Source organism: Verrucomicrobiota bacterium (assembly GCA_019247695.1).
Lineage (GTDB): Bacteria > Verrucomicrobiota > Verrucomicrobiia > Chthoniobacterales > JAFAMB01 > JAFBAP01.
Genome location: JAFBAP010000109.1, coordinates 31,484 through 55,545 on the forward strand (window position 1 = coordinate 31,484; position 24,062 = coordinate 55,545).

Here is a 24,062-nt window from a genome sequence, read left to right on the forward strand (position 1 = left end):
AAAGATTTTCCACTGCGGAGGAATCCCAACATGGCAGCTACCATCCCTGATTCGGTCCGGTTATTCGGCACGCTTGAGCCCGTCAGTCCGCCGCGAAAACTTACCGCGGGTCCGCTGACGGCCGAACTCGACGCCGGCAATCTGCGCTACATCCGCTTTCACGGCCGCGAGATGATCCGCGCGGTTTCCTTCATCGTGCGCGACAAGAACTGGGGGACGTACAACCCGGCCATTTCCAATGAAACCATCGAAGAGACCGGCAACGCCTTCCACGTTTCCTACGATGCCGTGGCCGGGGATGCTAACCAGGAGTTCCGGTACACCGCCCGGATCGTCGGAAAGGCGGACGGCTCGTTGACCTTTGCGGCCAAAGGCACCGCGCAGACGGATTTTCTGACTAATCGTACCGGGTTCGTCGTCCTTCACCCGATTCATGGCGTGGCGGGCGCACCCTGTACGGTCGAGCGAGTTGACGGCCGCGTGGAGGAAACCTGCTTCCCCGCCCGGATCGACCCGGTCCAGCCGATGAAGGATCTGCGCGCGCTTACGCACGAATTCATGCCGGGTCTCAAGGTTACCTGCCGAATGGAAGGTGATACCTACGAGATGGAGGATCAACGCAATTGGACGGACGCTTCCTACAAAACGTACGTGCGCCCGCTGGCTCTCCCGTGGCCTTACGTGATCCCGCAAGGCGAAGGCATCGACCAGAGCGTCACGCTGACCCTCACCGGCGCCGGGACGGCTTCCGCCGAGACCGCCGGGGGCCCGATAACGGTTGCGCTCGGAGAAGAAGGCGCCGTCATGCCCGCACTCGGCTTCGGCCTCGACCCGGCGGATGCGGCCGCCGTGATCGATCACGCCGGAATCCTGAAGGCTGCCGGGCCGAAGCACGTCGTTTGCTCGTATGATCCGCTCCGGGGCCATGAAGAAGCGGTTCTCGAGCAAATGGCCCGCGCCGCCCGGGCACTCGGCGCCGAGGCGTGGCTCGAGTTCGTGATTCCGACCGTTGATCGCTTTGAGGAGGACATCGACAGGGCGGGCCGGGCTGCGGCGGACCTCGGCTCGCCCTTCACCACCGTCATGGTCTCGCCCGCCTCGGACCTTAAATCAACGCTGCCGGGCAGCACCTGGCCGCCGTGCCCGCCGCTCGACGCCTGCTACCGCGCCGCACGCAAGGCGTTTCCGAATGCGCGGCTCGGCGGCGGCATGTTCAGCTTCTTCACCGAACTGAATCGAAAGCGGCCGCCGGTGGCGCTTCTCGACTTCGTGACGTTCTCGACGACGCCGCTGGTTCACGCCGGCGACGACCGGTCGGCCATGGAAAGCCTGGAGTCGCTGCCGCACGTCATCGAAAGCGTTCAGGCCTTCATCGACGCCAAGCCGTACCACGCCGGTCCGACGGCCATCGGTATGCGCATGAACCCTTACGGAGCCGCGCCGATGGAAAACCCGCTCAACATCCGCCAGGCGATGAACCGCATGGACCCGCGCCAGCGCGGGATATTCGGTGCGGCCTGGTACCTCGGGTATGTGGCCCACTTTGCCCGCGGGCGCGCCTCAGCGATCACCCTCGGAGGGGGGGTCGGGGAGTTTGGATTTCTCTATACACCTCGGGATTACCCCCAACCCTGGTTCGCTGAAAACGGCGGCCTATACCCGGCTTTCCACGTGTTCAAAGGGCTTGCCGCCTTATCCGGCCTGCGCATGGTCGAAACGCGCGTGTCGCGCATCCGCGAGATCCAGGCGCTCGCCGTCACTCGCGACGGCGACCTTGAGATCTGGATCGCCAACCTCACCGGCGAAGAGACATCGGTCGACTTTGACCGTCCCCTCTCCGGCGCCGCGTCAATCCTGGATGCGACCAGCTTCGAGACCGCAGCAAAGGAACCCGAGGCAATCCATGCGCTCGAACGCCCCCTTACGGATCGCAAAGTCCTCCTGGGACCGTACGCCGTCGCCCGGTTACGGGCGAAACGGTGAACGTGCAGCGGGTACGTGGCAGCCGATGGCTATAAACTTCATAAGCCTGCGCCTTCCACACACTTTCTAAGGCTCACGCTGCCGGCGGGCGTGCCCGGCCGATTGCCGCTTGGTAAAGTCGCGCGCGCACGCCTGTTTCGCATTTTGCTCAGATTCAAACTGGCCGACCAGATCCGCCGGGTCCAAAGCCAGGGCGACGAAGAGCGAGCCTCCGATAAGCTCCATTTCTTCAATCTCGTAAACGGAACGATTCGGGTCCAGCAGGAATCGGCTCACCGCACCCTGGCGCTCCCAACGTGGATAAGGGGATGCGTTCACATTCATGGCATTCGGATATCGGCAGGACCGATTCCCCTCGTTAAACCGCAACATGCGGCCGAAAAGGCCGTATAATGATGAACGGGTGCTGTCCCGGTTGCAACCGGTGCAGGAAGTTAAGTGAGGGTTGACTTGCCACGCTTTCAACCAGCACGCCTGCCTGGCCCTCCAGACCGCTCCGCGCGAGCGCGATGGCTCGTTCACGAGAGTACAATGACCGGGTCTTCAGCAACATAACCGCCTCCTCACATTTAAGATATTTACGACGGAATCTTTATTCCTGCTTCGGGACAACGCGGAATTGGCTCACTGACCTGACCTTTGCACATTTCCGGCCGCCCATCTCTACCCCTAAAGGCTTAGACGCGATTCATCGCCCTTATTCGAAAAATCGAGGTGAGCGGGAATAACGTCCGAGCAGCCGGATTTCGTGAGCGACTACGAGGGAATCGGCGAGGGCGAAGCCATGTGATTTTTGCGGGCTAGGCCCGTTCGAATTGGGCCTGCAGGCCATCAAAGCAGTCAAATCCCCGCCGGAGAACCTCTTCATCGCTCAGCCCGCGCTTGGCCCAGCCTTTAAACAGCTGGTCAATGCCAACCCCCTCGACTGTATCAAACGCATAATCCTCGAGGTCCGCATCGTGAACGATCTCAGCCAAACGCTGCACGACGCGATCGCGAAGGCCGAATCGTTCCAAAGGTTTGAAAGGTGCACAAGTCATGCCGGCGACCCGACTCGGCCCCCGCGATCCCGTACGGCAGAGCGTCCGGATAAACCTCCGCTCGCGCCGCGAAAACGAACCGGGCGCCGGGGTCGATAAAATTCCGGATCAGCCAAGCCGAACCGACCCGGTCGATCTGCGGCCGCGGCCAGGTGACCCACGTCCTGCCCTGGTAAGCTTCCGGGCGGAGACGCAGCCTGCTCTCCGGCGCCCGCTTCGGCTGCTGCAGCGCTTCACCTTCCTCCAGGAGCCGCTGCACGTCTTCGCCGCGTGAACATTCGAAGTAATCTATTGCTCGGATTTCCTCAAATCGCTGCCGAAGGGCGTTCAACTGCCGGCCACACCGCCCGGAGGTCCCTTTCGGACGTTTCCGGCCGGCAATGAGCTGCCTCAAGGGAGGCAGTAGTTTTTCGTACTGAAAGGCTCGCGCCTCATTGAACAGCGCAATGACGGCCTCTCGGCGGAAAATCGCGCCAGAGTCAGTAAGTTCCCAACGGCAGACGGTCACGAACCGCGTCCAACAGCGCGTCGTGTTCGTCTTCGTTCAACTTCGAGACCAGAATGTAATTGCATTGGGCGTTGCTCCAGGTATCGACGCGATACCCGCCGGTTTGCCGGTCGCGATCCGCCACCGTCCCGTCACCCAATGGCCAGCAGAACAAACTTACGACCTCTTTTTCACGTCTATACACGACCACCGCCACGGGCTGCTTTTCGATGGCGCCTACCCGTCCCCCGATGAGGTGGTAGCCGGAGACCGGGAGGTCAAATACCGGCGGCGAGAAGGGCAGCCTTGCGCCGAGCCAGCGTTTCACTAACTGGTGGTCTCCGGAGGCAACGTCCACCGGATGATCGCCGGCAACAGAGCGGGCATGATCCAGTACCGCGGCATCGCACAAAGGTTTGTCCCGGTCAGGTAAAAAGATTGTCAAGGATAAAGGTAGATACAGACACAGGCTCACGATCAGCACCGCCGCTGCATACAGCCAGGTCGTCCGCCAGAATTTCCGGCCGTGGCCGGGCAAGGTACGTTCTGAGCGCAGCGCGGCCGCGATGCTGGCGCGCAGCTGTTCGGGTGCCCTGTACCGGGGTGCACCGGCCTTGAAAAAGGACCGGAATGCGTCAGCGTCGCGCACGCGGGACCGGCAGACGGGGCAGCACGCCAGGTGCCGCTCTACTTCAAAGCGTTGCCCGCAGGCAAGCTCGCCGTCCAGGTAGGCATCCAACAAGTCGCCGGACTCCTTACAATCCATTTTGTACCTCCTCGTCCTGGGCGAACGCGATTTCTCTTTGCAGGCGCCGGCGCGCCCGGTTTAGCCGGGACATAACTGTACCTACCGGCAGAGCCAGTGCCGATGCAATCTGCTTGTAAGACCATCCCTCTATTTCGTAGAGCAGCAAGACCTCTCGAAACTCGACCGGTAATTTAGTCAGCGCCGTGTGCAGCTGCTCGATTCGCCCTTCCTGGAAGGATTCGGATGCCGGATCGACCACCGGCAGAGCATGAACGCTTTCGTCAAACGGGACAATGTTGGCAAAACGCGACTGCTGCCTGAGCCAAGTCCGCGCGGTGTTCCGGACAATCGTTAGCAACCAGGCACGCGCGTTGCCCCCGTGAAATCCTGCAAATCCCTTCAACGCACGGATGTAAGCCTCCTGCACAACGTCGTGCGCATCCTGATCCCGTTGGACCATCCAGCGCGCGAGGTTGTACGCCGCGTCTAAATGAGGCAGGAAAAGAGTTTCGAAGAGCGCCTGCTTGTCTCCCGTCTGCGCAAACGACTGGGAATCGGATTTGCCATCGAGGTTCATCTCGCGACACGGCTGCGGTGGAGCTGAAGCGGATGATGTGAAGGGACCTGCGCTCTACATAGGTACGTCACTTTATCCCGGGTTACCGCTTGCCCGGAGCACAACGTTCCGGCCGCCGGGCAAGCAGGCGGCGAGTTCGTCCACAACGAACCAAGCGTCTTCCCGAAACTGGTGGTCACCTGTCAATCCGATCGCTCGGCGGCTGCGGTGGCACGGTCACTTTCTCCACGTCCGGCGCCGGTGCGTCCTGCGGCCGCACTTGCAGTCGATGAATCCCTAAATCGCACGCTTCCCGGTCGAAGTCCTCGCGAGCTTTCCTGAATTCATTCATGCTCTGTCCCAGGCTCCGCGCCAGGTCAGGCAACTTTTTCGCTCCGAAAAGGATAAGCACAATCAGGAGGATGAAAAAAAGATCCGGGCCGCCCAGATTCCCAAACCCAAATGCGAGAAGATTCATACCAACATGACTGATCCGACCTCGATTTATTCCCCAAAAACCGTCGATGCAATGCCCGGCGGGAGGCGGCTGGGGTTGCTCTGCATCGGTTTGCCCGGCCGCCTGGCCTGCCTTCACCAAGGGTGGCCCCGAAAGACGCGGCCTGTAACGTCGCTTGCACCATGAATTCGCCCGGCGGCGGAGTAGTCAGGTTAGTACCCTGACCCGCGCACGGCATTATCCGCTGCCGTCGCCAGCCGCATGGCAAGATCAATGAATTCCTCGGTTTGCCCATTGGGCTTACCGATTTGTCCAAAAAGCCCGTCCGCCACGAAGGCATTGACCGTGGCTACGGCACCCCCCAGGTGGGTGGAGGTAGGGCGGATCACCGAACAGGGAGGCAGGCCTTCGGGACGAAGGAAGTCGCACGGCTCCGGAAGGATCTTGTTGGTCTGGGTGAGCTCCAGCGCTGACGCAGGAGTAACCGCATTCAGATCCGGAAACCTGGCCCCGTTTGGGTTTTGGGGGTCGCTCAAAGGGGCCAAAGGTTGCGACACCGCATTACCCGCTTTGTCATGCCACAGTGAGAAATGGTCGATCTCGACCCCACCGATACTTAACAGGATTCGCAGGACTTCGTCACTGGTCGCCTTGAGTGCGAGCGTCGGATAAAGGCTCGTGCCGCCCTGCTCAATAAAAGCGAAGTGAAATCCTGCCGTATTGGCGATCGCCTGGATGCGTTGGGCGGCAGGTGAGGTGATGGGGGGCGTCAACGTGCTGGTCGGAGTATTTAGAGGGGCATCTGCGTCGGTCTGAGGAATGGCCGGTTCGTTCATCATGATGAGTCCGGGCGGGTTCTGGAAAACTGCGCCCAGATCCGGATTTTCTTCGCTGCGGTACCGGGTATACCAACTCGCGTCCACGTTGAGGCTGAGCAGATTTGTGAGCCGCTTGCCGATCTTGCTTGTATCGACCCCGGTCGCGGTGCTTCCCTTCAGCGTTCGGAACCGATCCAGGTTAACCGACTGCGCGCCGTGAGCCTGCAGGTAGGCGTTCAGGAAGGCGGCATGGCTCAGTTCATCATCGTTATTATCGGTGATATACTGGGGCATATCCGAATCGAGGTTCACGAGCGCAAGTTTGTAGAGCGGATTGCCCGTATTGGCAGGCCCGTCGTTGGGCTTAGTGGCCCCGCCCAGCTCATTGTATTGCGTCCAGAGATCGCTCTCTACGATTTCGGCCCACGCCGCGAACCTGAGGAGGGCCGCATCACCCGGAGTAAGCGTGCCTGAACTCGAGGTCTGGCCTCTCGCGTTGGCCGTCAATAAGGCGCTGCCCGGCAGTAGCGTTGCGCCGACAATACCCAGTCCTTTGAGAAAGGAGCGTCGCCGGAGGGCGCGACTATGTCCGTCGGCAATAACTTCCGGCGCTGGCGATGCATTAAACGGTGTTTGAGATGCAGCCGTAGCGGAAAAATTTTTTGGTTCCATATTCAAGTCTGCGATTTTCCGGAGTTGCCCTCGTTTTATCCGTTGTTGATCCTGATTTTCAGGCCGCCGTGATATCGCGGTGGCTAACTCCCTCGTCGATATGGACTCAATGAGATTGGTTTTATTCCCCGGGGAATTAACATCGCCGGGCACGGCCTGGCGCAAGGCGCGGTCTGGTTCGAAGAACCCATCGCTCGCCGTGCCCGCCGTTTCATGGAAGTTGATCGAGAGGGGTGAAGGTAAATTGGCTGATGATCATCTCAACCTCAGCGCCATCAGAGGGTGCCATGCCGCGAAACAGCCAGAGATTGATGCGTACCGGGGTAGGCTGTTGCGGGATCAGGCGGCCGTCGCCCGGAGCATACTGCCAGCGCTCGAACTCGTCAGCGTCATCGTCGCGGTGACCATGAAGGGACTGAAACGTCACCTGATCGCTTTGCCAGAGAAACCGATGGGTCGTGTAGCCGCCGTTCAGCGCGACCCGGAACTCGACGTTATCTCCGGGAACACGCGGCCCGGACGCCGGGTAAACGACGTAATCGGCATTGTTTGCGGTTGCCCTCCCCCACCGGGCAAATTCGATGTCGATCTCGTTCGTGCCATCCGGACCGACGTCCGGGGTCGGATACTTGAACAATCCTAACACGACGTTGCGATCGAACCGGTCAATCCGGCCGATCACCTGAAACTGATAACGTCCAAAGCCCAGGCGCTGTTGGGTGCTGAGTTCCACGCAGCGCCATTCGGTGCTTCCCTCCGGGTCCGTGTTGCCTGTGATCTTGAGATGCAGCCATCCCGTGTCGTCCACCTGGGCGTTCGCGTCGTCCCAGGTGTTCGGTCCGGGTCCACCTGTGCCTTTCGCCCTCACGTCCCACTCGTATCCCGAGAATGAAATGGTTCTCACTGCAACCTCTGCATTATTCCGTTCTCCGATACTGATAACAGGGCGTGTAGTAGCGGGCCCAACTTGATTCGGCGCATCGATTTCAACTTTTTCTGTGAAGGTTGGCATATTAATAATAAACGCTTTGCTTTCTCGCTGCCGGATACCGGGTCTCACTGATTACAACGCAGTCCGGCCGGCAAACTTTCAGGAACCGTGGATCCTCAAGAGGGCAGCTTGCCTGGGGTGCAGCCGGTCCCCTTGGAAATCCTGCCCTTCCGCCTGAACCGCGCCCCGGTGCAGGACGCGAAGCGGCTTTGCGACGGAGTTCCGGCGGATCTGGAGAACCGGCCGGCCGCCGAGGTGGATAGAGCCCGGTGCGGAGAATACAAAAACGGGAGCAAAAATCATCGGATCTGATCCGCTAATCGAGTACTATGAACGGATGAATAGCATGAATTTCCTCGCATTTGGGTTTGGAAACCTGGGCGGCCCGGATCTGTTCGTTCTCCTGCTCATCGTGCTCGTCTTTTTCGGGGCGAAACGGCTGCCCGAACTGGCGCGGGGCCTGGGCCAGAGCCTGAATGAATTCAAGAAAGCGCGCGAAGACTTCGAGCGAGAGGTGAATCGTCCGGAATCGCAATCACCACCCCCGCCGCAAGCGGCTCCCACCCCGAGCGCGCCGCAGAGGCCGCCGTCATCGGGAACCGAGCCGAGGTAAAAAAGAGAATACCTCCACAGATTACGCAGATTAAGGTCACACCGCGGGCACGGGGGAAGAAAGCGGCACGACGTAAGAGTTCACACGGCGAGCCACGGCGACCACGGCGGGAAGACCAAATCACCCGATCCCCTGACGCTCGACCCCGAACTCGGTCCCCACGGCAAGGATTGCGCCGTCTTTGCCCCGGAGCGGCGGTTGGTAGTAGCCTGGAACCTTGGGATCAATCACTCTCGCCGCCGCTCCGGGGCAAAGACGGCGCAAGTTGCCGGCGTGCCTGACCAGCCCGCCCTCATCTGCGGCATTCTCCTCCCGCTGTGGTCGCCGTGGCTCGCCGCGTTCGCCGTGTGAACTCTTACGTCGTGCCCGCCCAATCCGCCGTGCCCGCCGTGTGACCGTGTGGCTGCTTACCAAGCTGCGCGGTAAATAGCGAGCGCGTCCGCTTCGGACACCTCGCGCGGATTGTTCACCAGCAAGCGGGTTTGCTTCATCGCATCCGCCGCCATCCGCTCCAGATCGGTTTCCGCCACTCCCACCTGCCGCAGCCGGGTCTCGATCCCGGCCTGCCCGGCCAATTCCTCCAACCGATCGATCAAGGCCTCCGCTTTCCGCTCGGGCGCCCCCGGGACGCCCGGCACGATCACGTCGGCCAGTTCGGCATAAAGCGGCATCGCGGCGGACAGGTTGAACCGCAGGACGTGCGGCAAGACCAACGCATTCGAGTGCCCGTGCGGCACGTGGAAAATCCCGCCGATCGGGTATGCGAGCGCGTGCACGGCGCCCACAGGCGCATTGGCGAACGCCTGGCCCGCCAGCATGGCGCCCAGCAGCATGGCTTCGCGCGCCGTGCGGTCCTGGCCATTGCGACAAGCCGGTAGCAGGTTAGGCACAAGCAGCCCCAAGGCCACCTTGGCCAGCGCATCCGATACCGGGTTTTTCTTGTGCCTGCTCGTGTAGGCTTCGATGGCATGAACCATGGCATCGATCCCCGTCGCCGCCGTCGCCTTGGGCGGCAGCCCGAGCGTAAGTTCGGCGTCCAGCAGGGCCAGGTCAGCGTACAGCACCGGCGACACGACGCCCATCTTGGTGGTTTCGCCCGTCGTGATCACCGCGATGGGTGTGACTTCGGAACCCGTCCCGGCGGTGGTTGGGATCAGGATCATGGGAAGGCGGGAGCCAACCACCTTGCCGATTCCGTACATCTCGTGCAAGGGCTGCCTGGAGCCCACCAGCACGGCCGTCAGCTTCGCCACGTCCAACGAGGAGCCGCCCCCGAGGCCGATGATCAGTTCGATGCCCGCATCACGCAGGCAATCCACGGCTTCGTGCACGATTCGCTCGGGCGGATCAGCGATGACGTTGTCGACCACGACGATCTCAAATCCATGTTCCCGCAGGCTGTCGAGCGCCGGGCGGATCACGCCGCCCTCGTGCAGGAAACGGTCGGTTAGAACCGCCGCCCGGCGTTGGTGGTATTTGTTTTCACGCAGGAAAGCCCCGAGGCGCCGGCTCAGGCCAAACTCGGAAACGATCGAGGGTACGGTCTGAAACTGAAATGCATTCATGGCGGGGATCAGGGGGTGGAAAAAGGTTATACGCGGACCGGGACGGCAAGCAATCGGCAGATACGCGGTCTCTCGACTGGGTTGCAAAGCCGGCAGCGAGCAGTGAATTCAGACCTCACCGGCCTGACGGGACGAGGAGTACCGGCACCTTCACCCGGTGCCGGACGCTCCGCGTGACGCTTCCCAGAAAGACGTCGCCAAGGAGCCGGTGCCCATGCGTTGCCATCGTGATCAGATCGCATTCGATATCGCTGGCGAAACGAACGATTTCCGCAGCCGGTTCGCCACAGGCCAGGTGGGCTGAAGTTTCGATGCCCTGGTCCAGAAGGGCTTGCTGCCTGCGTTCAAGGTATTCCTTGTCCTCAAGCATCTCCTGCGATGGCGCCAGATTCAGTTCCTTGTAGTTGCGCGCAACGTAACCATCCGCGACGTGGATCAGGGTCAGGCGGGAACCGAAAATCCGGGCAAGCTGCGTCACGTGCCGGATAACGGTCTCATCCGCGGCCGAATTTTCCAGCGGGACAAGGATGTGCCGATACATGGGAAGGTAGCGCTGCGGGCCCGGTAATACCACAATACCCAATCTCCGGCGGTTTCAAACCGTGCTCGCCGCGCAGAGGCCGCTGATCAGGCTTTACTCCGGGTTGCGATGGCCCCGCCTGGCGCGCAGCGCATCGACAAGGCGGCGCACCAACGGTGCGCCGAACGCGGTAATCCAGAACACCTGAGCCGCCGCCGGCCTCCATGGAATCACGGCGAGTCCACCTAAAAAAAGCAATAGCGAGTAGACGCCTGGAGTGAGATCCAGAAGAATACCCGGGAAACGGGGATCAAAACCGGGCAGCCACCGTTTCCTCACCGCATACACCCAGAGAAGTATGTTAAGCGCCGACAGCAGGGCGAGGTTTGCTCCATAGGTAACGGCGGCCGCCTTGTTCGACCCGAATGAAAAATAAAAACTGGTCGAGATGGGAAGCAGCACGATTGAAAACAACTGACCGAAGTTGATCAGCCCGAAAATGGAATCCGCCTGTTGGATCGAGCGGAAGAGCTGGAAGTGGGACATCCAAAACATGGCCGCGACGGCAAAACTCATCAGGAGGCCCGAGCCCTCGTTCAGCATCCGGACCAGCTCAAAGCCGAGTTGCCGGTCGTTTAACGGGGCGTTTGGGACGTGGACATTGTAGGCGAGCAGCGTCATGGCCACCGCGAATATTCCGTCGCTAAGCGCTGCCAGCCGCTGCACATCCCCGGATTGTGATTTTTCAGACGTCATTTAAAAAATGCCACGAATGCCGCAAATGCAGAACGGCCAGCGGCCACCACTTTATTGCGGCATTTTTCCGCTTGTGGCATTTGCGGCATTCCTCCCTACCGCCATATCGTGACCTGTTCCAGCGGCAGGCGCGTTTTAGCGGCAGCGAGAGGTTCGCCGTAGCCAAGCGCCACGACCAGGATCGGCTCGAGCGAACGGGGCAGGCGAAGGACTTTGCGCAGCCGGCCCGCGTCAAAGCCTTCCATGGGTGAAGTATTCAAACCTGCGGCCTGGGCGGCCAGCATGAAGTTCATGGCGCTGAGCATGACCTGTTTGGTAATCCAGAACCGTTTATGAACGGCGATCATTTCAGGCACCGGCCGGAATCGCCTCACCAACGGCACCAGCACGGCTTTCCAGAGCCAGCCGAAGCCTGCAGGCCCCTGGCTGAACATCAGCGGCACGATCCTACGCAGGTGCGCCGCATACGATTCGGTGATGGTCCCTGCGGCCCGTTCCTGGTCGAGGATCGCACCAAACTGGGTTTCGTAGGCGCGGCGGTCGCCGGCAAAGATCACGACGAAGGGGGCTTCCTCGAGTTGCCGTTGATCCATGCACGCCCTGCGTAAGGCGGGTCGCACGGAACGGTCCTCCACGACGATAAAGCGCGTAGGCTGCAGGTTGAAACCGCTCGGCGCCCATTGGGCGATGCGCAGCAACCGCTCCACGACTTTACGGTCCGGAGCGATGGGCCGAAAGCGGCGGGTGGCGCGCCGCTGGTTCGCCAGGGTTTCAAACGCCTCAAGGGACATCGGTCCGGGCCGGTCGGAGGCCGGTGGTCGCGAGCCGGATGCATCCGGTGGCATTTCCATTGCGGGGTCCATGATTTAGTTATCCATCTTCGGCAGTGTTGCAGAGGTGAGATCAAGAGCAAGATCAAGCACGGCGGCAAGCGGCGTGACGCAGCGCACTTGATTGAAGGGCGCCCCGGCTGTTCTCGTCAAACCGGCTTGAATCTGTCGCTTGGACATCCGGTTTCCACATTGTATCTACGTCAACATGATCAACCCGCCCATCCCCCCGCGATCGGTTCAGGTTCTACTCGGGAACCGCCGCTACTGGGTTGAGATCGGGCCCGATCTGCTTGGAACCGCGGGCTTGAAGCTGCACAGGCTGGGTCTGCACGGGACCGTGGCCGTCATTACCGACGATAACGTCCGCGACCTGTATGGACAAACCGTGCTGGATTCGCTGGGCGCAGCCGGTTTTCGGGCGCGGATTTATTCGGTTCAGGCCGGTGAGCAGTCCAAATCGCTGGCTGAAGTTGAACGGCTGGCAGAGTCAATGGCGCGAGATGCGATGGATCGGTCGAGCATTGTCGTCGCGCTCGGTGGAGGGGTGATCGGCGATCTGGCCGGGTTTCTCGCGGCCATCTATTACCGTGGCGTTGCCCTGGTCCAGCTCCCGACCTCGATCATGGCTCAGGTCGACAGCGCGGTCGGCGGCAAGACGGCCGTAAACCTCCAGGCCGGCAAAAACCTGGTGGGGGCATTTTATCAACCCCGGTTGGTCATGGCCGATACGCTGACCCTGCGTTCTCTGGGCAGGCGCGAATGGAATGAAGGCTTTGCCGAAATCATCAAGTACGGCGTCATCCGGAGTCCGTCCCTGTTTTCGACGTTGGAAGCCGACGCGGATTTGGACGTTGACGGTGTCGTTGAAGCGTGCGTTCAGATCAAGGCCGACATCGTGGCCGAGGACGAACTCGAAACCTCGGGACGGCGTGCCCTGCTTAATTTCGGCCATACCCTCGGCCATGCCATCGAGGCGGCGGCCGGGTACGGGGCCCTCTATCACGGCGAAGCGATCAGCCTGGGCATGTGCGCCGCCGCATGCATTTCGCGGAAGCGCGCCGGACTGTCCGCAGCAGAGGTGACCCGGCTCGAAGTGTTGCTGGAAAAGTTTTCTCTGCCCACCCAGCTTCCGCCGGAGCTTTCGCCGGACCAAATCGTCGAGCGAACTTTTACCGACAAAAAGTTCGTGCGGGGCCAGATTCGATTTGTGCTCGCGTCCCGGATCGGGCATGCCTTCGTCTCGGACGAAGTCACCCGGGACGATCTGGTCGAGGCGATCGCTTATCTCCAATCATCGTAGGCAGCGTGTGACCCAAACCGAAGCGATGCTGGTTTTGAACATGCTCCCGCGCCTGGGACCGGTGAGCGTGCGGCGCTTGCTCCACAGGTTCGGTGACCCCCAAGGCGTGTTGCGCGCCCGCCGCCCTGATCTGGCCCGGGTTGAAGGGTTGAACGCGCCGGCGATGGAATCGTTGCTGGGGTGGGAGACTGAGACCGATCTGGCGGCGGAAATGCGCCGGATCGAGAATGCCGGCGTCAACGTCGTCACCATTCTCGACGCGGAATACCCGCCCTCCTTGAAGGAGATTCACGACCCGCCCACGGTGCTTTACGTTTGGGGTACGCTGGAACCGCGTGATTTCCATGCGATCGCGGTGGTCGGGTCTCGCCGGACTTCCCATTACGGGCTGGAGTGTGCAAAACGGTTTGCTTACCAGTTGGCTTATGCCGGGCTCACGGTGGTAAGCGGTCTGGCCCGCGGCATCGATTCGGCGGCGCACCAGGGTGCGCTGGCCGCCAAGGGCCGGACGATCGCGGTGCTGGGCGGCGGCTTGAACCAGCTCTATCCGCCGGAGAACCTGCCCCTGGCGGAACGGATCGCTTCGTCCGGAGCGGTGGTCAGCGAGTTTCCCATGGAAACTCAACCCGACCGCCAGACGTTCCCGATGCGGAACCGGATCATCAGCGGCTGGAGCTTCGGCGTGCTCGTGGTGGAAGCCGGGCTGAACAGCGGCGCGCTCATCAGCGCCCATCAGGCCGCCGAACAGGGACGCTCGGTCTACGCCGTACCGGGCCAGGTCGACCGCCCGACCTCAACGGGTTCCAATCGCCTCATCCAGGAGGGCGCCAAGCTGGTCATTGATGCGCAGGATATCCTGAACGATCTGCAAAGCCTCTTCCCGAACCCGCCGGCGCTGCAGCCGAGCGCCCCGGCCGATTTGCCCCCTGAACTCGCGGCCGTTTACCACGCGATCGGCTCTGAGGAAACCGCCATTGACCAGATCATCCGGCAAAGCGGGCTTTCCGCGGGCGAAGCCACCGCCGCGCTGCTCCAGCTGGAGGTGCGCAACCTGGTCCGGCAACTTCCGGGCAAACATTTCGTGAAACTGTTATAATTACGATTCCATTTGCGAGTTGGCCTCCGGCCTTCTACTATCCCGGCTCGACCTCCGGCAGCCGTTGGTTTATCGTTTTCTGGGGAGAATCGAAGTAGAAATGGGAAAAGCCCTTGTCATCGCAGAGAAACCGAGCGTCGCCCTCGACCTGAGCCGCGCGCTGGGGCGGTTTACGAAAAAAGACGATTTCTTCGAGAATGATTCGTATGTGATTTCTTCGGCCATCGGGCACCTCGTCGAACTTTGCCTGCCCAACGAACTGGACAAAAAGCGCGGCAAATGGAGTTTCCAGAACCTGCCGATCATCCCGGCTGAGTTCCAGCTGAAGCCGATCGAGAAAACCGAATCCCGTTTCAAGCTGCTGAAACGGCTGATGAAACGTGACGACGTCGACCTGATCATCAATGCGTGCGATGCCGGCCGGGAAGGCGAACTCATTTTTCGTTACCTCATCCAGCTGGCCGGGGTGAAAAAACCGTTGCGCCGCCTCTGGCTTCAGTCGATGACGGCTGAGGCGATCCGGACCGCCTTCGATCGGCTGCGTTCCGATGAGGAAATGGTTCCGCTGGCCGAGGCCGCAGTCTGCCGCTCCGAAAGCGACTGGCTGGTCGGCATCAACGCCACCCGCGCCATGACGGCATTCAACTCCAAGGTGGGCGGGTTCCAGCTGACGCCGGTTGGGCGCGTTCAGACCCCGACCCTGGCGATCCTGGCCGAACGCGAGCAGCGCATCCGCGATTTTGAACCGCGCACGTACTGGGAGTTGCTGGGTGATTTCGAGGTCGGCGCAGGCAGTTACCGGGGCCGCTGGTTCGATGAAAACTTTCAGAAAAACCAGGAAGAGGATCGTAAACCCGAGCGCATCTGGGATCTTGAGAAGGCCAACGCCCTCCGGGCCAAAGTCCTGGGCAAACCGGGCGTCGTCACCGAAGAGAAAAAGCCGGTTTCACAGGCGCCTCCCCTGCTCTACGACCTGACTTCGCTCCAGCGCGAAGCCAACTCGCGCTTCGGCTTTTCCGCGCGGCGCACCCTGCAGATCGCCCAGCAGCTGTATGAACGCCTCAAGGTGATCACCTACCCGCGGACTGACTCGCGGTACCTGCCCGAAGATTACCTGTCGACCAGCCGCGACGTTTTGCACAGCCTCCAGGATCCCACGCTCAAGCCGCACGCCGAGCGGGTCCTGCAGAGCCATTGGGTCAAGCCGAGCAAACGCATCTTCAACAACGCCAAGGTCACGGACCATAACGCCATCATCCCGACCGGCCAAACGCCGCGAAACCTGGATGAAGCGCAGCAGAAACTCTTTGACTTGATCGCACGCCGTTTTGTGGCCGTCTTTTTCCCGCCGGCCCAGCTCGAGGTGACGACCCGGATCACCCGCGTGGAAGGCGAAGCCTTCAAGACTGAGGGGCGCGTCATCAAGGATCCGGGCTGGATGGCCGTGTACGGGCGCCAGGCGGCAGGCGAAAACGATCCCGAGACGCTGGTCGAAATCGTGCGCGGAGAACGCGTCCTGACCCGCTCAGCCGAGGTCAAGGAAAACCAGACCAAACCGCCGCCCCGCTTTACGGAAGCCACGCTGCTGTCGGCCATGGAAAGCGCCGGCAAGCTCATGGAAGATGAGGAACTGCGCGAGGCCATGTCCGCCAAAGGCCTGGGCACGCCGGCCACCCGCGCGGCGATCATCGAAGGACTTCTGCAGGACGGCTATATCGCCCGCGAAGGCAAGGACCTCATCGCGACCTCCAAGGGCATCTCATTGATCACCTTGCTGCGCGGTATCGGGATTGACCTGCTCTCATCGGCCGAACTCACCGGGGAATGGGAATATAAGCTTAAGCTCATGGAGCAGGGTAAGCTGGGGCGCTCCACCTTCATGGCCAACATCAAGGATCTGACGCGCGAAATCGTAAACCGCGCCAAGAGCTTTGAGAGCGATACCGTCGCGGGCAATTACGTAACGCTGGAGGTGCGCTGCCCGAACTGCGGCGCGGCACACCTGAAAGAAGATTACCGCACCTACCACTGCGAATCGTGCGATTACCGGTTTTTCAAGAACATCGCGAGCCGTGAATTGAGCACGGAAGAGGCGACCGAATTGGTCCGGAACCGGAAGGTGGGTCCGTTGGAAGGGTTCCGCAGCAAGACCGGACGGCCTTTTTCCGCCGTGCTGGTGTTAAACGATGAAAACAAACCGGAGTTCGCCTTCGACGGAAACGGCCGCGCGGAAAGCGTGACCGTAGATCCGAAGGTTCACCTGGTAATCGGCAAATGCCAGATGTGCGCGGACGGTGAGGTGTGCGACGTCGGAACCGGTTACGTCTGCTCGAACGTGCCTTCGAAGAAATGCACGTTCAAGATGAGCAAGACCATCCTGCAACGCGAGATCCCGCCCGATCAGATGCGCAAGATGCTCGTGCAAGGAAAGAGCGACGTCGTCAAGGGCTTTATTTCCAAGAAGGGCCGCCCGTTTGATGCCGCGCTGCGCCTGGAAAAGGGCCGGATCGCGTGGGAATTCGCCAAGCGCCCGGCGCGTAAAGCCAAAAAGCCGGCACCGGCGCATTGAAGTCCAGGTCAACCGTCAACCGTCGCGCCGTGCAGGAACTCCACGCAGGCCTGCCCGTCGCTTTCGGCCGCCCCGCGGTCCTTTTTTTCGTGGCACGGGCGCGGGACCTTCAGCCGCGCGCCGGCTGTTTTTCAGGTACTTGTAGACGGTCGCCAGCTTGACGGAGAGGCCACCTTCTTCCCGCAGCCAGCGCTGGGCGTCGGCGGCCCGGCGCAACTCACGCGCCTCGACCTTTTGGTTCAACGCCCGGGCCAACTCGGGCGAGAGCGCCGAAGCCGGCCCCTTGCCGCCTTCAGGCCGATGCAGCAGCCCGTCAAGACCGTCGGCCCGAAAGCGCTCTAACCAGCGCTGAATGCAAGAGCGGGCCCGGCCTAAGTGGGTGGCGATTTCTTCCAGAGTTAACTGGCCTTCCAGGCCGAGTTTGACGGCCAGGAGCCGCTCGCGCTGCCAGCCGGCCGGTTCACGTTTGAGCCGTTGGAGCACCTGGGCGGCTTGGCCGTGAGGATCGAGGTCGCCTCGTGGTCTTGCCATGGCCCAGGATGACAGCATCCGGCGAAAAAGAAAGCCAAACTTTTACCCAGGCAACCATCTAATACCATTCAGACGGTTATCTTGGTGGAGTGTCGGCTCAAAGCATGTCGGCGCCGGCGGGTGCCCCGTACCCGGTTGAACCGGTCTTAGGCCCAACGGGCCGGGAGATCTTAGCCCAGGGTTTACCCCACTGCCATTTAGTTAAGGGCCGGTGGATGGGGGCGCTCTCGTCCCGAAGGGACGGCTGAGGTTAGCCAGGGACTTCAGTCCCTGGACGGGGCATTTAAGAGGGAGCGCGTCCCGTCGGGACGCCTGAAACGCTGCCCCGCAGGGTGCCGGCTCCCAAACGGCCGGCCAAACCCGGCGCGACCCTCGGCTACCAAAACCCGAACGTCCCCCCAATCTTTGACGCCCGCCTTCAGGCGTCCCGAGGGGACGCGACCCCAGGGAACGCCCTCACAGGCACTAAAAGTACCTGCCTAACCTCGGCCGTCCCTGCGGGACCAAAGCAATACCCGGCCTTGTATCCGCAACTAAATGGCGGTGGGGTTTACCCTGGGTAACTGTTAAATCATGATCGAGCCCTCCTAAGGCGTCACGTCCGTACGCCCATCCCAACAAACGCTCGCCCCGCCGGGTTGGATTTGCTGAAGGGGCGGCAGAACGCGTGGCTTACCGGTTGTGCCGCGACCGTCAGCGCGGCGCCGGCGTTGCGCAAGCTTGGCTTTTCGCGGCAAGGCCTTTAAGCTTCGGTTGTGAGCGGTTTGATTGAAATCCAGAGGCCATTGAGAAGCTTTCTGAGGAAAGGGCGGAGCTGCGCCAGTGGCTTGAGACCTATGAAGAGGACGGCATCGAGGAGTCGGGTGAATTGATGGCGGCCATTGAAGAAGGCATTCACTCCTTAGAAGCGGAAGGTTTCGGCGTGCTGGCCGGATCCGCCGGATTGTTCATGGTAAGTACTTGATTGTGTAGCGCCTCAATGAAACCGAGAGGACTGTAGAAGCAGCGCGGTTCTGGCATGGCGCCAGAGGGCGGCTCAAGCTCTGATTCCGGCATACCACCGGGTGGCATGGCTCTAAGCCGGATGCTTTCCGTTTCGTACACGCCCGCGCGTCAGCCGATTTCCTCCCGATAAAATCGCTGGACGGTGTGCAACCGTTCCAGCGCCGCGCCTGAGTCGACCAGTTCAGCCGCCCGGCGCAACCCGTCCTCCACGCGCGGCGTGAGGCCCGCGACCGTCAGCGCGGCGCCCGCATTGAGCAGGACGAGATCCCGCCGCGGTCCCCGGTCCTGCCTGCCGAGAATCTGCAGCGCTGCCTGGGCGCTCGCGACCGGCCCCCCTGCCCGAAGTTCGTGCAGGCTTACCGGAGACAACCCGAATTGATCCGGAAACAGGCTGAACGGCGTTGCGGCTTCGCCCTTCACTTCGTAAACGAGCGTTTCACCCAGGGTGGAAATCTCATCCATCCCGGAACCGGCCGGCACATGGCCATGGACGACCCACGCCCGGCGCCGTCCCAGGCGGGAAAGCGCCACCGCGTATTTTTCCAGGACCGTGGGCGCAAATACCCCTACCAATTGGTATTGCGGACGCGCGGGATTGAGCAGCGGCCCGAGCAGATTGAAAATGGTGGCGTGCCCTTGCTCGGCAAGCTTCCGCCGAATCGGGGCGACAATCCGGAAGGCCGGATGGTAAAGCGGCGCAAAAAGAAAGCCGAGTCCAGCCTCCTGCACGCAGCGTTCGACGACGTGAATCGGGCAATTGGCCGGGATGCCTAACTGTTCCAGCAGGTCGGTGCCGCCCGATTTTGAAGTGATGGCCCGGTTCCCATGTTTCAAGACCACCACCCCGGCCGCAGCCACGATGAAGCTGGCGATCGTCGACACATTAATCATTTCAAGACGGTCGCCCCCGGTTCCGCACAGATCCATGGTCGGCTGATCACCCAGCGGGAACCTTGGCCGGATCGCCAGCGAGGTAAAGGCCTCCGCGAAATACCCTAATTCTTCGCCGGTCTCCCCTTTGGTCTTGAGCGCCACCAAAAAGACCGCTTTATCCTCTTCCGAGACCGTCTCATCCGCGAGCTCGCGTGCCGCCACCCGGATTTCCTCGCGAGTGAGGTCCAGGTCCGCGATCAACCGTTCGGTAAGCCCCTCCAACGGAGAATGCTGCATGGAATCGGGCGTCGACATCGCGTTGAATTGAGCCGAACCGACCTGAACCGTGCCACAGGCCGGCACAGGCCCTGCCTTCGGATCAGGAACCGGCCGCCGAGAGCTTGATTTCGATTTCGGGCGGCATCGTCAGCTCCGTCAGACGCAACCTGGGCACGTCAAACCCATACTCATTTCGCGCCGCTTCGGTGACCTCAGGCAGGAGAAGCGCGCCGAGGTTCGCCACCTCGCGGTGCCATCGGTCCAGGCCGAGCCGGGCGTCGCGCGCCGATTTAATGATCAGGTTAACGATGCGCAACCGGACCGAATCACTGAACTCGTCCACCGAGAATGCCTGGTCGGCGCCGGCGACCTCGGTCAGAAAACGGCGCGGGTGCACAATCTGTGCGTCAAAATCACCCGCAAACCGGATCGGCACCCGTTCGTGGACGACGTTACCCCAAAAGATGGCTTGATAGGTCCGGAACGGCACATTCGAGATCAAACCCGTGTTCAGAAAATAAAGATCAAATTGAAACGGCTGCCCGGCACCGTAAGGCCAGATACTCAGCCGGTTGAGGATCGGCAGCGTTTCCTTGGCGAGGACGTGCTGCCCGGGGCCAAACTGGTCCCCGTATTCTCCACGGTAGACCGACTGGGCAATTTGCTCCGGGCGAACGTGTAAAACCGCTCCCGGAGCAATCTTCCGGTCTCTGAAAGGGTAGCGGACCGAGATCAGGTCCGGGCGGGACCAATCCATCCGCAGTTCCCGGATCAACTCCTGATGAAAGAAACGGCCGAAGGGCATGGCGGAACTTAGACGGTTGTACCTGGTTTAAGGCTCATCCCGAGCCGCCGGAAGATCTTCGTTTTTTTCTCTTTTCGCCAAATTGCAGTTAGGTCGGCTCGCATTTTCAGTCGGGGAATAACGCCCAGGGCGCCAAATGGTTCAGCCATGAAGATCAGAGCGGGATTCGCGGCCGGAGCACGGCAAAAAAATTCGTTACAGTTCGGCCCGGACCCCTGCGCCGGAGAGGATCGGAGATGGCCCCGAGGATGTCTAGTGGAAAAAGCGGGCACGGCGGTCCGGCGGGCACCGCGGATCTACAGAGAACGCAGAAAAGAGAACACCTCCACCGATTACGCAGATTACACAGAACTACAAACGCCGAGCTCCAAACTCTACCCGGCACCCGGCACTCGCAATCAACTCGGCCAACCCTTCCCGAAAGGACGGATACACCGGCTGCCAACCCGCTGCCCGGAGCTTGCCGTTACTGACGGCTTTATTGGTCCACGCGCGTTTACGGTTGAAGTCGCGTGGCCCGAAGGGCGGCAGTGGCCGGTTAAGCCTGGCACAGACCCACGCAAACCACTCCCGTTGGCGCACCGGCTCATTGTCGACAACGTTATAGAGTCCGCCTGCGGCCCGTTGCGCCAGGTAAATGAGTGCGCCTGCCGCGTCAACCTGATGCAGATTGTTCAATAGGCGTTCACCAGCGCCCTCAAGTACGGCGGTGCCGTCGAACAGTTTGTCCAGTGGAATGCAACGGCCCGGCCCGTACAGCCCGGCCAGGCGGGCCACCGTGCCTCCGTGCGACAGCACGAGCCGCTCGGCTTCCAGCAAGATCCGGCCGGTTTCACGTTCGGGCTCAGCCGGGGCGGCTTCATCCACAGTTAAACCGTCCTGCTGACCGTAAACCGAGGTCGAACTGCAAAACACCAGATGCCCGCAGCTTAAGCATTGCAGGATGTTTCTGGTTCCTTCTAAGAATACCGCCCGGTATTCCGGGGCGCCGCCCCGGCCGGAACTGGCGCAATGAAACACAATTGAGTAGGAATGCTCCGGCAAACCGGCGAATGCTTCCGGCCGGCTGATGTCGGCGGCGCAGGTAAGGAAGGGTTCGGTCGCAGCGAGCCGCGCGGCGCTTTCGACCGATTTCGTAAGGGCCGTTACCCGAAACCCAAGTTCGCCGAGGCGCCTCGCCAGCAGCCCGCCCACAAATCCCGGACCGATGACCAAGGCGTGCTGTGAGTGTCGGGTATCGGGCGCCGAATGGAGCTCGGAGTTCGGGGTTCGGAGTTCGGAGTTCGGAGCGGCATCCCGGAGGATGGGTGCGCGTGCCAACCTTAGAGTCGCCGCCGGGATCCGCTTAATCTGTGTCAATCTGTGTAATCTGTGGATGATTCCTCTTTTCTGCGTTCTTCTGCGTGTTCTGCGGATATCCGCTCGCGAATCCGTTGCTTGAACTCGAGTGCCGGGAGACTCCTCTGAATGCTCTTAACCTGTGTAAATCTGTAGAATCTGTGGATGAATTTCTTATGAGCGGATCTGGCCGGAACCGCGCACGATGTACTTGTAGATCGTTAACTCTTCCAGACCCATCGGACCGCGGGCGTGTACCCGGTTGGTACTGATGCCGACCTCCGCCCCGAACCCGAATTCGCCGCCGTCGTTGAAGCGGGTTGATGCATTCCAGAGGACGACCGAAGAATCCACTTCGCGAAGAAACTTGTCCGCGGCTTCCGGGTCCTCCGTCACCACGGTGTCGGTGTGATGAGAACCAAAGCGCTCGATGTGTTCGATCGCTGCGGCAATGTCCGGCACCACGCGCACGGAGAGAATCAGATCGAGGTATTCGGTTCGCCAATCGTCTTCAGTGGCCGGCGTGACGTTTTCTCCCAGGATCTGCCGGGTCCGCTCATCCCCGCGCAACTCAACGCCCTTGGCGGCAAGCGCTTCCGCGCAGGATGGCAGAAAGGCGGCGGCGATCGCTTCGTGGACCAGCAACGTTTCCGCGGCGTTGCAAACCCCGGGGCGTTGGGCCTTGGCGTTTACGATGATCCGCTCGGCCATGGCGAGGTTGGCGGCGCGATCGACGTACACGTGGCAGATCCCGTCATAGTGTTTGATCACGGGCATGCGGGCCAGGGACGTGACCGTCTCGATCAGGGAACGGCCTCCGCGCGGGATGATCAGGTCGATGTACCGGTCCATCTCAGCCATTGCCTGCACCGCGGCGCGATCGGTGATGGACACCAGTTGAAGGCTGTCGACCGGCAAACCCGCCTGGCCGCAGCCTTCCCGCAGCGCCCGGGCAATCGCCACGTTGGAGTGGATGGCCTCAGAGCCGCCGCGCAGGATAATGGCGTTGCCCGTCTTCAGGCAAAGCGCGGCCGCATCGCTGGTGACGTTCGGCCGCGATTCATAGATGAAGCCGACGACGCCGATCGGCACGCGCACTTTACTGATCTGCAGGCCGTTCGGGCGTTCCCATTGCCGGATGGTTTCGCCTACCGGATCGTGCAAATCGGCGATGTCACGCACGCTGTTCGCCATGACGTGAAGCCGCTTCTCATTCAAACGCAGGCGGTCGACGGCGGCCGGCCCCAGCCCGGCAAGCTGGGCAGCCTGCAGGTCCTGGCCGTTTGCATCCAGGATTTGGGGCACCGACTGCTCAAGTGCGTCAGCCATGGCGAGCAAAGCGGCGGTTTTCTGTTCCGCCGTCACCCGCGCCAACAGGCGGGATGCCTGGCGAGCCCTGAATCCGATCTGGTCTAAGTCGTGGTAAATTTGAGTGACCATCTTCTTTGACTACGTTTGACGACTTACGGGGTGAATTTAGTTCCTACCGGTTTTCCGTCCACGATATCACTGAGCGCCCCTGGGCGGAACCCGCTGGCAATCACGCTTGGGATCCCGGCGTGCACCGCGAGTTTGACCGCCTGCAGCTTCGTGACCATGCCCCCGCTGGAATAAACACCGGTATCGCGGGTAGCAAGGTTGCTGACGCTGTCGACGTCGCGCACCTCAGTAAGGCAATGGCCCTCCCGGTCGAGCAACCCTTCCACGCTGGTGAGCAGGATGAGCAGGTCCGCCCGGCAAAGCACCGCCACTTCCGCAGAAAGCCGGTCATTGTCGCCGAACCGCAGTTCCTCCACCGCAACCGAGTCGTTCTCATTAATGATGGGCACCACCGAGCGGAACCGCAGCAGCCGTTCGAGGGTGTTGCGGGCGTTCCGGTAGCGCGTACGACTGTCCAGGTCCTGATGCGTAAGGAGCAGCTGCGCGACCCGCAGCTGGTGCCGTGCAAAAAGCGTCTCGTAAAGGAGCATCAACCGGGATTGGCCCACCGCGGCGCACGCCTGGATGGAACTCAGGTCCTTGGGCCTTTCGGGCAAACCCAGCAGCATGAGCCCGGCGCCGACCGCTCCGCTGCTCACCAGGATGCACTCGTTACCTTCGATGATGAGTTCCGCAACTTCGGTCGTCAAACGTTCAAATTGCGCTGTGGCAAGCGTATTGCTGGCCGGTGCCGTGAGAATACCGGTACCGAACTTGATCACCACCCGTTTGCGCTTATCAGACATGG

The 24,062-nt window shown here is 61.3% G+C and carries 24 protein-coding genes; 5 read left to right on the forward strand and 19 right to left on the reverse strand.

Features of this window, described 5'->3' with window-relative positions; genetic code table 11:
- Positions 1-30 precede the first annotated feature (30 nt).
- The gene (locus JO015_12240) at positions 31-1,983 is read left to right on the forward strand and encodes a hypothetical protein (protein MBV9999866.1); all 1,953 of its coding nucleotides are present in this window, start codon (positions 31-33) and stop codon (positions 1,981-1,983) included.
- 66 nt (positions 1,984-2,049) lie between these two features.
- Here the strand turns inward: JO015_12240 and JO015_12245 are convergent, their stop codons facing one another.
- From JO015_12245 to JO015_12285, 9 genes are all read right to left on the reverse strand, one after another.
- The gene (locus JO015_12245; GenBank protein ID MBV9999867.1) at positions 2,050-2,307 is read right to left on the reverse strand and encodes a hypothetical protein; all 258 of its coding nucleotides are present in this window, start codon (positions 2,305-2,307) and stop codon (positions 2,050-2,052) included.
- Positions 2,308-2,783: 476 nt separating this feature from the next.
- Entirely contained in the window at positions 2,784-2,960 is a 177-nt protein-coding gene (locus JO015_12250) for a chromate resistance protein (GenBank protein ID MBV9999868.1), read from the reverse strand.
- On the reverse strand, positions 2,953-3,417 hold the full coding sequence (locus JO015_12255; protein ID MBV9999869.1) for a chromate resistance protein: 465 nt from the start codon (positions 3,415-3,417) through the stop codon (positions 2,953-2,955). The genes JO015_12250 and JO015_12255 overlap by 8 nt, the downstream gene beginning before the upstream one ends.
- Before the next feature lie 85 nt (positions 3,418-3,502).
- A complete protein-coding gene (locus JO015_12260) occupies positions 3,503-4,276 on the reverse strand; it encodes an anti-sigma factor (protein ID MBV9999870.1) in 774 nt (257 codons plus the stop codon).
- Positions 4,266-4,835, reverse strand: a complete 570-nt coding sequence (locus JO015_12265) for a sigma-70 family RNA polymerase sigma factor (GenBank protein ID MBV9999871.1) — start codon at positions 4,833-4,835, stop codon at positions 4,266-4,268. The genes JO015_12260 and JO015_12265 overlap by 11 nt, the downstream gene beginning before the upstream one ends.
- Positions 4,836-5,010: 175 nt before the next feature.
- Positions 5,011-5,292: a twin-arginine translocase TatA/TatE family subunit gene (gene tatA / locus JO015_12270; protein MBV9999872.1), complete on the reverse strand. Its 282-nt coding sequence runs from the start codon at positions 5,290-5,292 to the stop codon at positions 5,011-5,013.
- A gap of 191 nt (positions 5,293-5,483) precedes the next feature.
- Complete coding sequence (locus JO015_12275; GenBank protein MBV9999873.1) at positions 5,484-6,689, reverse strand: twin-arginine translocation signal domain-containing protein; 1,206 nt, start codon at positions 6,687-6,689, stop codon at positions 5,484-5,486.
- A 283-nt stretch (positions 6,690-6,972) separates the two neighbouring features.
- A complete protein-coding gene (locus JO015_12280) occupies positions 6,973-7,665 on the reverse strand; it encodes a glycoside hydrolase family 16 protein (protein ID MBV9999874.1) in 693 nt (230 codons plus the stop codon).
- A 186-nt stretch (positions 7,666-7,851) separates the two neighbouring features.
- Entirely contained in the window at positions 7,852-8,055 is a 204-nt protein-coding gene (locus JO015_12285) for a hypothetical protein (protein MBV9999875.1), read from the reverse strand.
- 43 nt (positions 8,056-8,098) lie between these two features.
- Here JO015_12285 and tatA (JO015_12290) point away from each other — a divergent pair, with 43 nt between their 5' ends.
- On the forward strand, positions 8,099-8,365 hold the full coding sequence (tatA, locus tag JO015_12290) for a twin-arginine translocase TatA/TatE family subunit (protein MBV9999876.1): 267 nt from the start codon (positions 8,099-8,101) through the stop codon (positions 8,363-8,365).
- Between the two features lie 407 nt (positions 8,366-8,772).
- Here tatA (JO015_12290) and JO015_12295 read toward each other — a convergent pair whose 3' ends face one another.
- The 4 genes from JO015_12295 to JO015_12310 form a co-directional block, all read right to left on the reverse strand.
- Complete coding sequence (locus tag JO015_12295) at positions 8,773-9,930, reverse strand: iron-containing alcohol dehydrogenase (GenBank protein MBV9999877.1); 1,158 nt, start codon at positions 9,928-9,930, stop codon at positions 8,773-8,775.
- Between the two features lie 115 nt (positions 9,931-10,045).
- Positions 10,046-10,471 (reverse strand): universal stress protein, encoded by a 426-nt coding sequence (locus tag JO015_12300; protein ID MBV9999878.1) that lies wholly within the window; start codon positions 10,469-10,471, stop codon positions 10,046-10,048.
- A gap of 93 nt (positions 10,472-10,564) precedes the next feature.
- Complete coding sequence (locus JO015_12305; protein ID MBV9999879.1) at positions 10,565-11,206, reverse strand: DUF1211 domain-containing protein; 642 nt, start codon at positions 11,204-11,206, stop codon at positions 10,565-10,567.
- Between the two features lie 95 nt (positions 11,207-11,301).
- Entirely contained in the window at positions 11,302-12,057 is a 756-nt protein-coding gene (locus tag JO015_12310; protein MBV9999880.1) for a nitroreductase family protein, read from the reverse strand.
- Between the two features lie 187 nt (positions 12,058-12,244).
- On the opposite strand from JO015_12310, the gene aroB reads away from it, so the two are divergent.
- From aroB to JO015_12325, 3 genes are all read left to right on the forward strand, one after another.
- A complete protein-coding gene (gene aroB, locus JO015_12315; GenBank protein MBV9999881.1) occupies positions 12,245-13,339 on the forward strand; it encodes a 3-dehydroquinate synthase in 1,095 nt (364 codons plus the stop codon).
- A 25-nt stretch (positions 13,340-13,364) separates the two neighbouring features.
- Positions 13,365-14,435: a DNA-protecting protein DprA gene (gene dprA, locus JO015_12320; GenBank protein MBV9999882.1), complete on the forward strand. Its 1,071-nt coding sequence runs from the start codon at positions 13,365-13,367 to the stop codon at positions 14,433-14,435.
- Between the two features lie 100 nt (positions 14,436-14,535).
- Positions 14,536-17,004 carry a DNA topoisomerase III gene (locus JO015_12325; protein MBV9999883.1) on the forward strand — a complete coding sequence of 823 codons (2,469 nt, stop codon included), beginning with the start codon at positions 14,536-14,538 and terminating at the stop codon, positions 17,002-17,004.
- Between the two features lie 15 nt (positions 17,005-17,019).
- On the opposite strand, the gene JO015_12330 is transcribed toward JO015_12325, so the two are convergent.
- From JO015_12330 to proB, 6 genes are all read right to left on the reverse strand, one after another.
- The gene (locus tag JO015_12330) at positions 17,020-17,535 is read right to left on the reverse strand and encodes a helix-turn-helix domain-containing protein (GenBank protein ID MBV9999884.1); all 516 of its coding nucleotides are present in this window, start codon (positions 17,533-17,535) and stop codon (positions 17,020-17,022) included.
- A 1,113-nt stretch (positions 17,536-18,648) separates the two neighbouring features.
- Entirely contained in the window at positions 18,649-19,728 is a 1,080-nt protein-coding gene (gene trpD, locus JO015_12335) for an anthranilate phosphoribosyltransferase (GenBank protein MBV9999885.1), read from the reverse strand.
- 64 nt (positions 19,729-19,792) lie between these two features.
- The gene (locus JO015_12340; GenBank protein MBV9999886.1) at positions 19,793-20,497 is read right to left on the reverse strand and encodes an SPFH domain-containing protein; all 705 of its coding nucleotides are present in this window, start codon (positions 20,495-20,497) and stop codon (positions 19,793-19,795) included.
- A 351-nt stretch (positions 20,498-20,848) separates the two neighbouring features.
- Positions 20,849-21,817, reverse strand: a complete 969-nt coding sequence (locus tag JO015_12345; GenBank protein ID MBV9999887.1) for an NAD-dependent epimerase/dehydratase family protein — start codon at positions 21,815-21,817, stop codon at positions 20,849-20,851.
- 192 nt (positions 21,818-22,009) lie between these two features.
- Positions 22,010-23,275 carry a glutamate-5-semialdehyde dehydrogenase gene (locus tag JO015_12350; protein ID MBV9999888.1) on the reverse strand — a complete coding sequence of 422 codons (1,266 nt, stop codon included), beginning with the start codon at positions 23,273-23,275 and terminating at the stop codon, positions 22,010-22,012.
- A gap of 23 nt (positions 23,276-23,298) precedes the next feature.
- Positions 23,299-24,060 (reverse strand): glutamate 5-kinase, encoded by a 762-nt coding sequence (gene proB, locus JO015_12355; GenBank protein ID MBV9999889.1) that lies wholly within the window; start codon positions 24,058-24,060, stop codon positions 23,299-23,301.
- Positions 24,061-24,062 lie beyond the last annotated feature (2 nt).